Annotated in this window: 14 protein-coding genes; 3 read left to right on the forward strand and 11 right to left on the reverse strand. The window is 69.0% G+C overall.

Annotation, left to right across the window (positions count from 1 at the left end; translation table 11 throughout):
- Positions 1-165: 165 nt before the first annotated feature.
- The 10 genes from FGD71_RS09770 to FGD71_RS09815 form a co-directional block, all read right to left on the reverse strand.
- Positions 166-600 carry a carboxymuconolactone decarboxylase family protein gene (locus FGD71_RS09770; protein WP_119099994.1) on the reverse strand — a complete coding sequence of 145 codons (435 nt, stop codon included), beginning with the start codon at positions 598-600 and terminating at the stop codon, positions 166-168.
- Positions 597-935, reverse strand: coding sequence for an NIPSNAP family protein (locus tag FGD71_RS09775; RefSeq protein ID WP_119099995.1), 339 nt, complete (start codon positions 933-935; stop codon positions 597-599). The genes FGD71_RS09770 and FGD71_RS09775 overlap by 4 nt, the downstream gene beginning before the upstream one ends.
- Positions 932-2,614: a bifunctional 3-(3-hydroxy-phenyl)propionate/3-hydroxycinnamic acid hydroxylase gene (locus FGD71_RS09780; RefSeq protein ID WP_119099996.1), complete on the reverse strand. Its 1,683-nt coding sequence runs from the start codon at positions 2,612-2,614 to the stop codon at positions 932-934. The genes FGD71_RS09775 and FGD71_RS09780 overlap by 4 nt, the downstream gene beginning before the upstream one ends.
- Positions 2,611-3,483: an alpha/beta fold hydrolase gene (locus tag FGD71_RS09785; RefSeq protein WP_119099997.1), complete on the reverse strand. Its 873-nt coding sequence runs from the start codon at positions 3,481-3,483 to the stop codon at positions 2,611-2,613. Before FGD71_RS09785 ends, FGD71_RS09780 begins: the two co-directional genes overlap by 4 nt.
- Before the next feature lies 1 nt (position 3,484).
- Complete coding sequence (locus tag FGD71_RS09790; RefSeq protein WP_240436493.1) at positions 3,485-4,087, reverse strand: amino acid synthesis family protein; 603 nt, start codon at positions 4,085-4,087, stop codon at positions 3,485-3,487.
- Between the two features lie 84 nt (positions 4,088-4,171).
- Positions 4,172-4,699 (reverse strand): VOC family protein, encoded by a 528-nt coding sequence (locus FGD71_RS09795; protein WP_240436494.1) that lies wholly within the window; start codon positions 4,697-4,699, stop codon positions 4,172-4,174.
- 2 nt (positions 4,700-4,701) lie between these two features.
- Positions 4,702-5,724 carry a WD40/YVTN/BNR-like repeat-containing protein gene (locus FGD71_RS09800; protein WP_119099999.1) on the reverse strand — a complete coding sequence of 341 codons (1,023 nt, stop codon included), beginning with the start codon at positions 5,722-5,724 and terminating at the stop codon, positions 4,702-4,704.
- 63 nt (positions 5,725-5,787) lie between these two features.
- On the reverse strand, positions 5,788-6,582 hold the full coding sequence (locus tag FGD71_RS09805; protein WP_119100000.1) for an SDR family NAD(P)-dependent oxidoreductase: 795 nt from the start codon (positions 6,580-6,582) through the stop codon (positions 5,788-5,790).
- A gap of 76 nt (positions 6,583-6,658) precedes the next feature.
- A complete protein-coding gene (locus FGD71_RS09810) occupies positions 6,659-8,179 on the reverse strand; it encodes an aldehyde dehydrogenase family protein (protein WP_119100001.1) in 1,521 nt (506 codons plus the stop codon).
- An 11-nt stretch (positions 8,180-8,190) separates the two neighbouring features.
- Entirely contained in the window at positions 8,191-9,780 is a 1,590-nt protein-coding gene (locus tag FGD71_RS09815; protein ID WP_119100002.1) for an acetolactate synthase large subunit, read from the reverse strand.
- A gap of 115 nt (positions 9,781-9,895) precedes the next feature.
- Here FGD71_RS09815 and FGD71_RS09820 point away from each other — a divergent pair, with 115 nt between their 5' ends.
- From FGD71_RS09820 to FGD71_RS09830, 3 genes are all read left to right on the forward strand, one after another.
- Positions 9,896-10,675: an IclR family transcriptional regulator gene (locus tag FGD71_RS09820; protein WP_162931083.1), complete on the forward strand. Its 780-nt coding sequence runs from the start codon at positions 9,896-9,898 to the stop codon at positions 10,673-10,675.
- Positions 10,676-11,027: 352 nt separating this feature from the next.
- Positions 11,028-12,377 (forward strand): APC family permease, encoded by a 1,350-nt coding sequence (locus FGD71_RS09825; protein ID WP_181359160.1) that lies wholly within the window; start codon positions 11,028-11,030, stop codon positions 12,375-12,377.
- 61 nt (positions 12,378-12,438) lie between these two features.
- Complete coding sequence (locus tag FGD71_RS09830) at positions 12,439-14,385, forward strand: primary-amine oxidase (protein WP_205571112.1); 1,947 nt, start codon at positions 12,439-12,441, stop codon at positions 14,383-14,385.
- An 87-nt stretch (positions 14,386-14,472) separates the two neighbouring features.
- Here FGD71_RS09830 and FGD71_RS09835 read toward each other — a convergent pair whose 3' ends face one another.
- The gene (locus FGD71_RS09835) at positions 14,473-15,180 is read right to left on the reverse strand and encodes an IclR family transcriptional regulator (protein WP_276147128.1); all 708 of its coding nucleotides are present in this window, start codon (positions 15,178-15,180) and stop codon (positions 14,473-14,475) included.
- Positions 15,181-15,277 lie beyond the last annotated feature (97 nt).

A 15,277-nucleotide genomic window follows, 5' to 3' on the forward strand; every position in this document is an offset into this window, starting at 1 on the left:
CCTGACGGATGATCACCGCAGCCCGTCACCGAAGCGCGGTTGTCCGGTTCCTGTACCGCTTGGCAGGCGCAACCCTCCGCCACCGGCCTCTGGCCGGGCACGCCAGGAGGGGCGGTCTCCTGGAGACCGCCCCTCCTGGCGCTGCAGCACCGGGATCCGTGCCGCTCACTCCGTCGTGCCGGAACCGCCCTCGTGAACGGCGGCCCTCGGCTCGATTCCGGTGGCACCGACCGTCTCCCGCCAGGCCTCCAGGCCTGCCTGGAACGCGACGATGCCCGCCTCCGGGAGGGCGATCTCGATCGCCTCCAGGATCTCCTGCGGCGTGACCCCGAGGTCGAGGGCCACCCGGATATGGCTCTGGATGTGTCCCTTGCCGGCCCTCATCACGGTGAGGCTGAGGATGAACAACAGCTCCTTGGTACGGCGATCCAGCGCACGGGGCCTCAGATAGGCCGCCTCGACCAGGCCGTTCGTCGCCTGCAGGACATCGAAGTCGTGCCGCGCCATGACCTTGTGGTAGTCGAGGACGTACCCGCGGTCGCGGGCCATGGCGTCGATGTACTCCTGTGCGGCCTTCGCGGGGGCCGTGTCGGCGGTCATCCTCGGCCTCCTTCGTGCAGGACGGTACGGATGTGGGCTGTGGCGGGGCTGAGGAGGCGGTTGGTCTGGCGCACGAGCAGCTCGCGCACGCGGCCTCGGAAGGCCGCGAAGTCGTCGTCGTCCGCCAGTTCGGCACGCCTCTTGGCACGGTCTTCCAGACTCTCGAAACCCCAGAAGTAGACCAGCGTGTTGAGTTCACCGACCTCGGTGGTGCAGCAGCCGAGCAGGTTGCCGAGGATCCGTTCCTGGGGCTCGCGGCCGTACTGTTCCCACAGCCGGACGTACTTCGCCGCCGCCCCCGGCTTGAGAAGGTAGTCACGTTGCTCGATGATCACGACGCCTCTCCCTCCGCAACGGGAACCGAGCGCCAGGCATCCTTGAACTCCGCGGACCGCGAAGGCGCGACCAGTCGTTCGAAGGCGTCGCTCACCGCCGCCAGGTCGCGGGGATCGGTCAGGGCCGCGAGATAGCGATCGGGGCGGACGACGGCGACGGTGCCCTGGTGCTGTGCGAACCAGTCCCGCAGCGTGCCGTCGACGTCCTCCACCGTCACCGAGTCGGTCATCGACGTGCGCCGCTCGGTACGGGACCGACCGGAGCGGGATTCGACGACGGTGATGTAGCGGGTGCCGATACGGTCCCAGAAGGCACGGGAGCCGGCATCCAGATGTACGAGCGGATCAGTGCCGTAGCCGATGAGGGCGAACCACTCGCCGAGTGTCTCGTCGAGCGGCAGCACCCGCCCTTCGGCGATCTCGACCCTGGGCTGGATGAGCATCCGGCCCGTCGGCGAACTCTTCCGCACGGTCCCGTGGCGGTGCAGCATGATGCCCTCGCTGTACCGGGGTACGGGCTTGAACCGCATCTGTATGACCCAGTCGCGCACTGACGGTGCCACCGTGAGCCCGCGCAGCAGGGTGTCGCGGGCCCGGGCCACGGTGGGGCTCGTCGGTGAAAGGAACCGGCCGAGGGCGTCCGACAGTTTCACCATCGTCCTGGCGTGCTCGCGCCGCTCGGTGTCGTATGTGGCGAGAATCCTCGGATGGGCGCGGCCGGTGACGACCGCCGCCAGCTTCCAGGCCACATTGGTCGCGTCCCGTATGCCGGTGTTCATGCCCTGCCCTGCCCATGGGGGCATGAGGTGGGCGGCGTCGCCCACGAGGCAGATCCGGCCGTCCACGAAGCGGTCGGCGACCCGCGAATGGTGCGTGTAGACGCGGGCTCGGATGATGTTGAGCGCCGTGGGGTCGGGCACGTGCCCGGTGAGGAGTTCGCGCACCTTCTCGGGCCGGAGCATGGCCTCGGCGTCCTCGCCGGGGAACAGCATGAACTCCCAGCGGCGGTAGTTGTAGGGCAGGTCCAGGCAGACGTACGGGCGCCTGGGGTCGCCGTGCAGCCCGGTGTACGGGGCGTCGAGTGGATCGTTGTCGCACTCGATCACCACCCACTTGCGCGGGTGGGTGTCGCCGCTCAACGGGATGCCCAGTTGCTCGCGTACGGTACTGCGGCCGCCGTCGGCGGCGACCACGTACTCGGCGTGGACGAGTACGCGTTCGCCCTGGGGGCCTGTGACGTGGAGCCGTGCTTCGGTGCCGTCCTGCTCCACACGTATGAGTTCGTGCCCCAGCAGAGGCCGGACGTGGGGATAGCGTTGCAGGCCGGCGCGCAGCGTGCGCTCGGCGAGTTGCTGCATGAAGATGTTGCGCCGGGGCCAGCCGTACTCCTTGGTTTCCGGCCGGATGTCGGCGAGACAGACGCCGTTCGCGGCGAACATCCTCAGCGGAACGTTCTGGATCATGTCGGCCAGCATCTCGTCGGCGAGCCCGATGCCCTGGAAGCTGCGCAGGCACTCGTCGTCCATGCCGACCGCGCGCGGGTAGTCGACGATTTCCTCACTGCGGTCGATCAGCAGGGTGCGCACACCGTAGAGGCCGAGGTAGTTCGCGACCGTCGCTCCGACGGGCCCGGCGCCGACGACGGCGACCTGGGTGCGGTGTTCGACGGGTTCGGTCATCGGACAACCTCCGAACTCCTGAGGAATCTTGTGAGGCGGTGATGGAAGAGATCCGGGGCGTCGTCGTGCACGTAGTGGCCTGCCCCGGGGATCTCCACCGTGTGGATGCGCGTGTTGCGCTGCGCCATCGCGGCCATGGTGGTGGCGGGGAGGAAGTCCGACTTCCCGCCCCGGACGACCAGGGTCGGGCACCGAAGGGACTCGACGTACGGCCACAGGTCCACCTGCCGGGCCGGATCCGGGTCGAGGCGGGCTGCCGCGATGCCCGCCAGGTCGAACTTCCAGCGCCACCGTCCCTCGTCGTCCGGAGCGAGCGTGTGCCGCACCCTGGATTCGAGGGCGTCTTCGGAGATGTGCGGACGGATGCCGCGCCAGTACGCGCGGGCCGCCTCCCGGCTGGGGAAGTCCCGGGGAGTGTTGGCCACTTCGCGTTTGATGCGCTCGGCTCCCTCGCCGGACTGCGATGAGCCGGGTCCGATGTCCTCGACGACCGCCGCGCCCACCCGCTCGGGGTGACGCGCGGCGTAGACGTACGTGGTGGTGCCGCCCATGGAATGGCCCAGCAGCACGAACCGGTCCAGGCCGAGGCGGTCGGTGAACTGCTCCAGATCGGCGACGTAGGACTCCGGGTAGTACTCGCCTCGCGGATCCCAGTCGCTCTCACCTCGCCCACGAGCGTCCGGGGCCAGGACGCGGTAGCGGTCGCCGAGCCGCTGCGCCAGAGGCTCGAACGTCCGGGCGTAGCTGCGCAGTCCGTGCAGCATGACGATCGCGGGCAGGTCCTCGTCGCCCCACTCGACATAGTGCGTGCGCAGGCCGTTGAGTGTGATGAAGCGGTCCTGCCCCACTGCGGTGGTGTCGGCGGCCATCTCAGTGCAGCCCGTCCTGGCCCTGCACCTCGTCGGCGCTGATGCCGCCCAGCCGGGCGTGCAGCCGGCCACGCGTGGCGAACGCGAACACGACGACGACCTCGTCCGGGTTCGGGGTGTCGGAGAAGCTCACCGTGACGGTGTCGTAGTGCGAACGGACGTAGAGAGCGTCCTTGTGGGCCAGCGGAACGTCGAGGACGGTACCGGGCCCGCCCCGCTTTCCGGTCGAGGGCACCCACGCCTTCCCGCCGCCGACCGCCTCGCGCACCGGGTCCGCGAAGACCGCTGTGAGGAAGGCGTTGCCGTGTTCGTACTCGCCGGCCGTGCCGACCAGGCACGCCTTCCCGTAGCTCTGGACGGCACGGCCGCCGGCCGCCTCCTGGATCCGTCGGCCGAACTCCTCACCCAGCTTGGGTGAATCGGCGACGATGTCGCCGAGGTCCTGGCTGAACCGTCCGGCGTAGGGATTGTGGATCGCCGCCGCGATGACGATCTTGCTTACGGGCTCGCCGTCCGCGAGGACGCCTGTCTCGTTGGCGAGGGTGTCCTCGGTCTGGGTGAACCACTTGCGGATGTGGTAGCCGGCGAAGTTGGGCTGGGGCACGGGTGTTTCCTCGGGGTGCGGAGGGCGATGGGATACGGGCATGGGGGCTCCGTGAAGAGGCGGGGCGGGACGGAGGCGGCAGCACTAACCGCGGAGCGGTTCGATCTCCACCGGTTCGCTGGGTGCGCCGTAAAGACCGAGGACGCGCTTGCCCTCCTCGTCGTCGGTGACCGTCTCGTGGAAGAACTCGAAGCGGTTGCCGTCCGGATCCGTGAAGTAGAGGCCGAAGCCGATCTTGTGATCCGTGGTCTTGACCACGGGCACGCCCTTGGCCAGCAGCATCCCGTACAGCCGCCGCCACTCGTCGAGGTCGCCCTCCACCTCCAGACCGTAGTGCTGCAGGCCGAGGCCTCCGGCGGCGGCGCCGTCCTCGGCGCGGATGAGGGCGATGTCGTGGTGCTTCTTCCCGAAGGACAGAAACACCCACTGCGGGCCGCGTGCGGTGACCTCCATGCCGAGGACGTCCTCGTACCACTTGGCCGAGGCCTCCGGGTCACGGACGAACAGCGACAGATGGGTACGGCGTACCCGCGGCTTCGGAGCGTCCTGCGGGTCGGCGGGGATCGGCGTGGGCTCCTCGTTCGGGTCGAGTATGCGCTCGTCGGGATCCAATGTCAGTGTCCTTCCGTGGCGGGTGCTACTGCCGGAGTCCAGGTCACGTCGGTGATCTCGCTGAACTCGCGCCACTCCTTGCGCCAGGTGCGACCGGCGTCGGTGGAGCGGAAGAGATGGCCGTACTTCGTTCCCGCGAAGACCAGTTGTGGGCCGGCGGCGTGGGTGCCGAAGGCCCAGACGGTCGAGTTGGCGGGCGTGTCCAGGGCGGTGTCCTGCCAGGTGCGCCCCAGGTCCTCGGAGCGCAGGATCCTGGTGGTGGTCCCGGGAGTGCCGTCGCCGATGCCGAGCAGCAGGTCGTCGGTGCCGGGGAGCTGCTTGACCAGCCGGGTGTAGTAGATGCCGAACGTCTTGCGGGAGTCGGTACGGGTCCAGGTCGCACCGTCGTCCTGGCTGACGAAGAGCGCGTTGACGACGGCGACGACGATCGTCTTCGGCGGGCCCTGGAGAACGAGCACACAGTGGATGTCGGAGTTGGTGACGCCTTGGGGCAGGGTGGCGGGTGTGCCGTCGATCCGCTCCCAGGTGTCGCCCCGGTCACCGCTGCGCCACAGGCCGCCCTCCTCGATGCCGAACCACATGTTCTTGGGTTCGTAGCGGTCGACGACGCAGGTCAGGATCCTGGGACGGTTGACGCCCGCGCAGAATTCCGGGATTTCAGGGGGCAGTTGTTCCCAGGTCGCCCCGCCGTCTGTGGTGCGGAACATGGCGGCCCGGGAGGGGGCGCCGGTTCCGACGAGCATCGTGTCCGGGTTGGTGGGGTCGATCGCCAGCGACCAGATGGTCCGGTCGTTCATGGGCGAGTCGACGCGGCGCCAGGTGACGCCGGCGTCGGCGCTGCGCACGAGTCCCGCGTCGGCGCCGGCGAAGACGACGTCGGGCTGTTCGGGGTGTACGGCCAGGCAGCGGACGACGGCGTCGAATTCCAGGTCCTGCCCGAGTCCCAGACGGGACCAGGTGGCGCCGTCGTCGGAGGAGCGCAGAACGCCCTGGCCCGCGGTGGCGACCAGGATGGTGCCTTCCATGTCGTGGGTTTCCTTTCGGAACTGCGGAACGAACGGGTGGGTTGAGGGGGTGGTGGCCGTGGGCTAGAGGAAGATGCCGCGCGTGAGACCACCGTCGACGCCCAGTGACTCGCCGGTGATCGCGGCGGCCCGCGGCGAGGCGAGGAAGCACACGGCCTGGGCGATCTCGTCGGCCTCCAGAACCCGGCGGATCGGTGTGCGGGCGACGAAGTCCGCCTCGACCTCGGCCGCGGTGATGCCGCGCTTGGCGGCCTCCTTCTCGTAGAGCTCGTGGATGTGCTCTGTTTCCACCACACCGGGATGCAGGGTGTTGACGGTGATGCCGGACGGGCCGAGCTGGTCGGAGAGGGCCTTCGTCAGATGGACGATCGCGAGGTTGCGCATGCCGGAGAGCGCGTGGCTGGAACGGCCGGTCAATCCGCCGATGTTGACGATGCGGCCGTAGCCGCCCGCCTTCATGTGCGGGGTGACGGCCTGCGCGCAACGGAAGTAACCGACGACCTTGGTGTTGATGTCGGCCAGCAGCAGTTCGGGGTCGGCTTCCTCGACCGAGTTGCGCACCAGCCCGGAAGGGGCGGCCGCGCCGTTGACGAGGATGTCGATCCGCCCGAGGTCGTCGGCCACGCGCCGCACCATGGCGCGTACGGACTCGGTGTCGTTGGTGTCCGAGACGTAGGGAACGACCCGGCCGCCGGTCTCGGCCTCGAGTTCCTTGGCGGTGCTTTCCAGCAGGGGCAGCCTGCGGGCGGTGATGACGACGGTCGCTCCCTCGGCGGCGAGTTCGCGGGCGGTGGCTTTGCCGATGCCCAGGCTGCCGCCGGTGACGATGGCGGTCCTGCCGCCCAGTTCCAGGTCCATGCGTGTCTCCCACAGAGGCGATTGGCGATGAGGGGCTTCAGCGACAAGGTGTTTCGGCGACAAGAGCCCTCGGATGTCAGCTGAGGTTGACCCAGACGCTCTTGACCTCGGTGTAGTGGTCGAGCACGGTCCGGCCCATCTCCCGGCCCCAGCCGGACTGCTTGAACCCGCCGAAGGGCGACGCGGGATCCGTGAGGTTGTAGCAGTTGATCCACACCGTGCCCGCCTGCAGTTCGTCGGCGATGCGGTGGGCGTGGCCCAGGTCGGAGGTCCAGATGCCGGCTGAGAGTCCGAAGGGGGAGTCATTGGCCCGCTCGACCAGATCGTCCACGTCGTCCCAGCTCATCGCCGCCAGCACGGGACCGAAGATCTCTTCCTGGACGATGCGCAGGCCGTCGTCGGGCGCCACGAACACCGTCGGCTGGACGAAGTAGCCGCCGTCGTACGGCGCGTCGAGGTCGGGCCGCCTGCCGCCCGCGGCCAGCCGGGCACCCTGCTCCCGGCCGGCGGCGATGTATCCGCTGACCCTCTCGTGGTGTCTCGCGGAGACCAGCGGCCCCATCTCGGTGGCCGGGTCGCTGCCGGGCCCCACGACGATGCCGCGGGCGCGCTCCGCGACGGCGTCCAGCACCTCGTCGAAGATCTTGCGGTGCACGTACAGCCGGGAGCCGGCCGTGCAGACCTGGCCCTGGTTGAAGAAGACGGCCTGGGCGGCGGCCTCGGCGACGGCCTGCGGATCGGCGTCGGGAAGCACGATGTTCGGGGACTTGCCGCCGAGTTCGAGGGAGACCTTCTTCAGGTTCCCGGCGGCGGCACGGACGATCGCGCGGCCCGTCTCGGTGGACCCGGTGAAAGCGATCTTGTCGACTCCGTCGTGCGCGGCGAGGGCGGCGCCCGCCGTGGCACCGCGCCCGGTGACGACATTGACGACACCGTCCGGCACCCCTGCCTCCTGGAGCAGCTCGGCGAGCCGCAGCGTGGACAGCGGGGTCTCCTCGGCCGGCTTGAGGACGACCGTGCAGCCGGTGGCCAGTGCGGGCGCGAGCTTCCAGCAGGCCATCGACACGGGGAAGTTCCACGGCACGATCAGACCGGCCACGCCCACCGGTTGCCGCGTGGTGTAGTTCAGCACCCGCAGCCCGCCGCGCGGCGAGACGGGGATCGTGCTGCCTTCCAGCTTGCTAGGCCAGCCCGCGAAGTACCGGAACAGCTTCACACTGGTGCCCACGTCCACGGCCCGCGCCACCGAGACCGGCTTGCCGTTGTCGCGTGACTCCAGCAGGGCCAGTTCGTCGGCGTGCGCCTCGACGACGTCGGCGACACGGTTCAGCAGCGCGCCCCGCTCCATGGGGCTCATCCGACGCCAGCCGGGGTCGTCGAAGGCGTGGCGCGCCGCTTGGACGGCCCGGTCGATGTCGGCGGCGTCGCCGTCGGGAACGGTGGTGAGCACCGTACCGGTGGCGGGGTCGATGCTCGCGAACGAGCGGCCGGAGAGGGCCCCGACCCAGTGGCCGCCGATGAACATGGTCCGCGGCTCGGCCAGGAACCGACTCACTGAGTCTGTCGCGCGGGTGACCGGTTCTGCTGCGCTGTGCATGGCGGCTCCTCTCACAGGGCCATCTCGATGAGCTGGGGACCGTCGGCGGCGAGTGCGCGGCCGAGTTCGCGCCGAAGCGCCTCGCACGTCTCCACCCTTGTGCCGGGCACGCCATAACCACGGGCCAGCGCGGGCCAGTCGAAGGCCGGTCCGTCCAGGCTGGTGAGCGCCGTCGCGTTGGGGCCCGGACGGCTCTGTCCGTGCCGGCCGAGTTCGGTGCGCAGCACGTTGTAGGCGCGGTTGGAGGCGATGAGCGTGACGACGGGCAGCTGCTCCCGGGCCATCGTCCACAGCGACTGGATGGTGTACTGCGCGCTTCCGTCGGACTGCAGGGCGACGACCTTGCGGTCGGGTGCGGCGATCGCGGCGCCGACGGCGGCGGGCAGGCCCTGGCCGATGGCTCCTCCGGTATTGGTCAGTGCGGTGTGGCGGGCGGCGCGCGACGACGCGGTGAAGAAGGGATAGCCGCAGGTGCCGCCCTCGACCGAGACGATGGCCTGTTCGGGTAGCAGCACCGACACGATCCGGCCGACCGACTGCGGCGTCAGCGCTCCGTCCGGGAGTCCTTCGTCGTCCGGTCGGGGCTGTGGTGCGGGTTCGGGAGCACCGAGCGCGTCCGCGAGGACTTCCAGTGCGAGTGCGCCGTCCTCCTCCGGGGTGCTCAGCACCTCCACGGTGCCGGAGGGAGCCAGCAGGCTGGGAACCCCTTCGTAGCCGAAGTACGACACAGGCTCCAACGCGCCGGCCAGCACGACCAGTTGAGCCCCGGCGAGGGCCTCGATCGCCTTCTCCGGGAAATACGGGAGCCGGTCCAGGTCGGGAAGGCCGCCACCGCGCTCGGCGGCGGCCGGGAAGGTCTCGCTGTACAGGACGGCCCCGGTGGCGGCGGCGATCCGGGCCGCCGCCCGTTGACCGCGCTCGTCGAGTGCCGCACCGCCCAGCAGGAGGACAGCCCGCTCGCCGGCACGCAGCCGCTTGGCGATGGCGTCGATGACGTCCGCCGCCACTTCCGGCCTGCTCCGGGGGTGGGGCAACTCGACGTCCACGGGGGCCGTGAGCACTTCCTGCTGGAAGTCGGCCGGGGCGATGAGCGTGGCCCCGCAGCCGGGTGCGGCGGTGGCGGCCGCGATGGCGCGGGCGGTGAGCTGGGCCAGGCCCACGCCGGAGGCGGCGGTGCCGACCCAGCCGGAGACAGGGCTCGCGAGGGAGACGATGTCCGAGGTCAGGGGAGCGTCGAAGGCGAGATGCCAACTGGCGTGATCTCCGACGACGTTGAAGACGGGGGAGTGGGCCCGCCGTGCGTTGTGCAGATTGGCGATGCCGTTGGCGAAACCGGGACCCAGATGGAGCAGTGTCATCGCCGGCCGGTCGGCGATCCGGGCGTAGCCGTCTGCCGCTCCGGTGCAGACACCCTCGAAGAGCCCGAGCACCGCGCGGGTGCCGGGAACCGAGTCCAACGCGGCAACGAGGGGCATCTCCGTGGTCCCCGGATTGGCGAAGCAGACGTCGACTCCGGCGGCGAGCGAGGTCTCGATCAAGGCCTCGGCCCCCGTCAGGCCGCCGGATCGGTTCGCCTGCCAGACGGTGGTGGCGTGGGTCATGGACGTTCCTCCGTGCACTATGCGCACCATCCGTGCGTATAGTGCACAGCATCAGCATGGGACGACTCCGGCGTCAACCCCCGGGGCCAACAGACCCGTGCCATACGCTGAACGCGTGAGCGGACCTCGGAAGGTGGTAGGCGGCGTGCGGGCAGAGGCCGTGAACGGCGCGGAGAACGGAGCAGGGGGCGAACGCGAGGAGAAGGCGAAGCGTCCCAGTCAGCCACCGTCGCAGACGCTCGTCCGAGGCCTCGCCGTCCTGCGGGCCGTCGCTCACCAGCCCCGTGGCCTGACGGTCGCCGAGATCGCTTCCAGGACGGGGTTGCACCGGACCGTCGTCCACCGCCTCGCGGGCACGCTGGCCGCGGAGGGATTCCTGGCGAGGACCGCGGACGGCGCGTACGTCCCCGGGGGGGAGCTGCATACGCTCGCGGGCACCTCGCGGCCCACCCTCGCGGAGTTCATCCAGCCACTGCTGCAACAGCTCGCGGACCAGTACGGCGGTACGGCGATCCTGTTCTTCCCGGAACCGGACTGTGTCGTCGCCGTGGCGACGGCCGTTCCCCAGGACGCCGACTATCACCTCGCCTACCGCAAGGGCTCTCGCCAGCCGCTGGACCGGGGGGCCGCACCGTGTGCGATCCGGGCCGGACGGGCGCCTGCTGACGACGACTCGGACGCCGTCCGTGAGGCCCGCCGCAGGGGCTGGGTCACCAGTCATGGCGCAGTGGAACCGGGAGCCCACGCGGTCGCCGCTCCGCTGGCCCGCGACGGAGACGTACTGGACGCCTGCGTCATGTTCGTCTCGCACCGGCAGGACCGCGTCGACGAGGCAACACCGGAAGTGGTCTCCGCCGCGCGAGCGGCCCGAGCGTTCCTGCTGGGCCCGAGCTAGAGCCGCCCGTCCCGCATTCCTCCCTGGTCAACCGCCGCCCCCGCCAAAAGACTTCGGCGGGGGCGGCCGCGTTCTGTCCGCCGGGTGGCCGACGTGCCGTGTCTTCGCCGGCGGTCGGGTTTGGTCGACGCCGGGCCTTGACACCCACCGCAGGCCACCACACCATGTGTTTTCAACAAACGTACACCATGTACGAATATCGCACAGCGGTGAAAACTGGAGGCTGATCGGGATGACAAGCCCTGATCGCACCACCTTGGCCCACGGCCGCCTTTCACTGATCGGCGTCCTCACCCAATCACTCGGCTTCATGGGGCCGGTCTTCTCTGTCGCGGCCCTCCTGCCCCTGATCGTGGGCCTGTCGGCCACGGGACGCGGCGCCGGCGTCGCCACCCCGATCGCGATCGTCATCGCCGGCATCGGCATGTGCGGCGTGGGATGGATCATCGCCCAGTACGCGAAGCGCATCCATCTGTGCGGCTCTCTCTACGAATATGTGAGTGACACCGCCGGACCGCGCATCGGCGTGATCGCTGGATGGCTCTACTACGGAGCCATGATGGTTCTGGGAGCCTCGACATACCTCGTCCTCGGCGGACTCACACAGGCATGGCTCAAGAGCGCCATGTCCGTGGACGTGCCCTGGTGGCCGCTGTCCCTGGGATACGCCGCCGTCACCGCCACGATTCTCGTGGTGGGCGTTCACGTTTCGATCCGGGCGCAACTCATCCTCGCCCTGGGCGCCATGATCGTTGTCCTCGCTTTCTCGCTGTTCATCATCTTCCGCGGCGGCCAGAACGGCGAAAGCTGGTCCGTCGAACCCTTCAATCCCTTCTCCGTGGGGAGTCTGAATCTTCTCTTCGGCGTTCTGTACGGCATCAACATGTTCATCGGGTTCGAGTCGGCGGCCAATCTCGCTGAGGAGACCTCGGATCCCAAGCGCCATGTGCCGCGGGCGGTCATGCTGTCGCTGGGCATCGTGGGGGTCTATTACGTGGTGGTGGCCTACGCACAGGTCATGGGTTTCGGCCTCGACGCGGAGGCGTGGAAGAACAGTGTCTTCCCGCTGGAAACGCTCTCGTACGGTGGGGAGTTCGGGTCTGCCGCGTTCGGAAACTTCCTGGCGCTCTTGATCATTCTCGACATCCTCGCGGTGGCAATCGGAGTCGGCGTCGCATCGACTCGAGGAATGCTCTCGATGGCCCGCAGTGGCCGGCTGCCGTCGAAGCTGGCGGTTCTGCACCACCGGTTCCGTACTCCTATATGGGGCGCCGTACTGATGGGCGCTGTTTCGTGTGTCGCCATCGTTGGTGTGCGCATGGGCGGCGACCGGATGTTCGGCCAGGCGGCCGGTCAGCCGCAATGGGCGTCGGCGTTCGGCTGGATGGCCGGCTTCGGCGGAACAGGCATGGCGATCATGTATCTCGTCGTCGGTGCCGCGGGGGTGAAGGGCCTCTGGAACCATGTCAGCCGGACCAAACTGCTCATCGCGGGAAGCGCCGGTGTAGCAGTGGCGGCCGGGGCGGTGTTCGGTTCGTTCTACGAGGCGGCCAGCCCTCTCGACACCGTTCCCTGGGCTCTGCTCGTGTGGGTGGCACTGGGCGCGGTCTGGTCCTTCTTCGCGCTCGGCCGGTCCTCCCACCAGGGACAACCCGTGACGGACCAGGCGGCGGAAGGCACCAGTGAAGTGACCCCACTTTGACGACAACCCGGACCACCACTCACCTCACCCTTCACCGCCCATGCCATCAGGAGGAAAGGCAGTGACCACCACCACGGCACACCCGTACGATCCGCTGACCGCCGAGGAAATAGAAATGGCCGTGGGTGTGGTGCGTGCCAGTCACCCTCAGCGGCGGGCGATAAAATTCCCCCTGGTGCGTCTGGACCTCCCGGACAAGGAGCAGGTGCGGGCGTACGACCCTTCGAGCCCGATCCCCCGCGTGGCGTTCCTCGTCGTCTACGACCCTGAGGCCAGCGCCATGTTCGAGGCCCGGGTCGATCTCACCGACGACAGCCTGGTCTCCTTCAAGCACCTCCCGGGCCTGCAGCCGCCGATCATGATCGATGAGCTGATGGCGCTCGACGAGATCGTGAAGGGCGACCCGGCCGCGGTGGAGGCCCTGGCACGGCACGGAGTCGACGATCTCTCGCAGGTGCAGTTCGACCCCTGGTCGACCGGCACCCTGCCGATCGAGGGTGTGGACGCGCGACGACGCGTGATCCGCGCGACCGCGTACGTCCGGCACTTCACCGCGGACAACGGCTACGCCAGACCCGTAGGGAACCTCGTCTTCGTCATCGACTGCGACACCCGTTCGGTGGCGGCCATCTCGGAGGGGGATCCGCTGCCGCTCCCGCCGGAGAGCGGGAACTACGACCCGGGCAGTGTGGGACCGCTGCGCGACGACCTCCGCCCGATCGAGATCACGCAGCCGGAAGGACCCTCGTTCACGGTGTCCGGCAATGTCATCGAGTGGCAGCGATGGCGACTGCACGCGCACATCGACGTGGTGGAGGGACTCGTCATCAGCGATGTCTCCTACCTGGACGAGGGGCGTCGCCGCTCGATCGTGCACCGGGCCGGCATCAGCGAGATGGTGGTGCCCTACGGCGACACCAGCGACGACTTCTACTTCCGGAACGTCTTCGACGCGGGCGAATACAGCCTGGGGAAGACCGTGGGGTCGCTCAGTCTCGGATGCGACTGCCTCGGGGAGATCCGGTACCTCGACGCGGTGCTCTCCGACGAGTCGGGCACCCCGCACACCATCACCAACGCCATCTGCCTGCATGAGGAGGACTACGGAATCCTCTGGAAACACTGGGACTTCCGCTACGTCCAGCAGGCGGAGGTCAGGCGTTCCCGGCGTCTCGTCGTCTCCTCGATCCACACGATCGGCAACTACGAGTACGGCTTCTTCTGGTACTTCTACCTCGACGGGACGATCCAGTTCGAAGCCAAGCTGACCGGTATCGTCCAGACACGGGCCGTGGCTCCCGGCGAGAAACCCGCCTACGGAACGCTCGTGGCGCCCCAGTTGGACGCGCCGAACCACCAACACCTGTTCAACATGCGACTGGACATGGAAGTCGACGGGCCGCGCAACACGGTCGTGGAGGTCGACGCGGTGGGTCCCCCGATGGGGCCGGACAACCCGTACGGAAACGCGATCGTCGCCCGCCGCACGGACATCACCAACGAACGTGACGGCCGCCGGATGTGCGACCCGCTCACCGCGCGCACCTGGAAGATCACCAATCCCGGCGTGCGCAATCGTTTCGACGAGCCTGTCGCCTACAAGCTGGTCCCGTTCGTCGGCCCGACCCTGCTCGCCGCTCCCGAGAGCGATCTGGCACGACGCGCCGAGTTCGCGCGGGCGCATCTGTGGGTGACCCGGTACAGCCCGGACGAACTGCACGCGGCCGGCGACTACCCGAACCAGCACCCCGGGGGCGGGATCGGTCAGTGGATCGAGCAGGGTCGCGATCTGGTCGACACGGACGTGGTGCTGTGGCACACCTTCGGCACCTCGCATCTGCCACGGCCGGAGGACTGGCCCATCATGCCGTGCGAGTACGTCGGGTTCGCGTTGAAGCCGGTCGGATTCTTCGACCGCAACCCCTCGTTGGACGTACCGCCCCCACCGGGGCATGGAGCGATGCACTGTCACGCCGTACCGCAGCAGGGTGACCGGGTCGACGAGTGACTCGTGCCGGGCCCGCACCCGTACATCGGACGAGTGCGGGCCTGCGGCTGTCTCGCTGGGTCGTCGCACCGGCGGGACAGCCGGACGCTATCGCTCGACCACTTCCGGGCCGGCCGCCCCGACCAACTGTGTCGCGGCCGTTCCGGCGGCCTCCATCACCAGGTGGGGAACCTGTTCGTCGACGAGTTTGAGACCGAGTTGCACCACGCCCAGGCTCGCGGTCGACCAGTCCGAGACCCGGATGGGGGCGGCGATGCCGATCGCGCCCTCCTGGATCGAGCCCACGCTGACGGCGTAACCGCGGCGACGCGCCTCGCGGACGTCGGCGGTGTCCTCGTCGCCCTCCGGCCTGCCGGCGAGGATGGCGATTCCGTCCGCGCCGACGGTCAGGGCATGCCGGGCGCCTTCCCGCATGGCGAGGTGCATGGTGGAGTTCGATGGTTCCGCCGTCAGCAGGATCAGGGCCTGGTCGCCGTCGGCCACGCTCAGCAGCGCCGTGCTGTTGGTCTGCTCGCTGAGCCGTCGCAGAATCGGCAGGACGGTGGCCTGCAGCCGTGGTTTGAGTTGACCGGCCAATTCGGCCACGCCGAACCCGAGGATGTATCGCGTGCCGATACGGGCGACGAGGCTGTGAGCCTCCAGCGTGCGCAGAAGACGGTAGACGGCCGCCCGAGCGATGCTCAGCTGCTCGGCGAGCTCTGCCGCCGTGAGACCGTCGGCGTTGCGTGCGAGCAATGACAACACCGTCAGCCCGCGGTCAAGAGTCAGGGACGTTTCCCCACCGGTCGCCGCCACGATCTTCTCTCGCCTCCTGCCTAACCGTGCCGCTCATCATGTCACGGGGTCAGAACGGTCCTATCGCGCCGACCCCTTGACCCGGCGTCACCCTCAT

Source organism: Streptomyces sporangiiformans, from assembly GCF_005768555.2.
GTDB lineage: Bacteria > Actinomycetota > Actinomycetes > Streptomycetales > Streptomycetaceae > Streptomyces > Streptomyces sporangiiformans.

Coding starts and splice junctions, on each gene's coding strand:
- FGD71_RS09780 (WP_119099996.1), bottom strand. CDS start 2,614: ATGACCGAACCCGTCGAACACCGCACCCAGGTCGCCGTCGTCGGCGCC.
- FGD71_RS09805 (WP_119100000.1), bottom strand. CDS start 6,582: ATGGACCTGGAACTGGGCGGCAGGACCGCCATCGTCACCGGCGGCAGC.
- FGD71_RS09785 (WP_119099997.1), bottom strand. CDS start 3,483: ATGGCCGCCGACACCACCGCAGTGGGGCAGGACCGCTTCATCACACTC.
- FGD71_RS09800 (WP_119099999.1), bottom strand. CDS start 5,724: ATGGAAGGCACCATCCTGGTCGCCACCGCGGGCCAGGGCGTTCTGCGC.
- FGD71_RS09770 (WP_119099994.1), bottom strand. CDS start 600: ATGACCGCCGACACGGCCCCCGCGAAGGCCGCACAGGAGTACATCGAC.
- FGD71_RS09810 (WP_119100001.1), bottom strand. CDS start 8,179: ATGCACAGCGCAGCAGAACCGGTCACCCGCGCGACAGACTCAGTGAGT.
- FGD71_RS09815 (WP_119100002.1), bottom strand. CDS start 9,780: ATGACCCACGCCACCACCGTCTGGCAGGCGAACCGATCCGGCGGCCTG.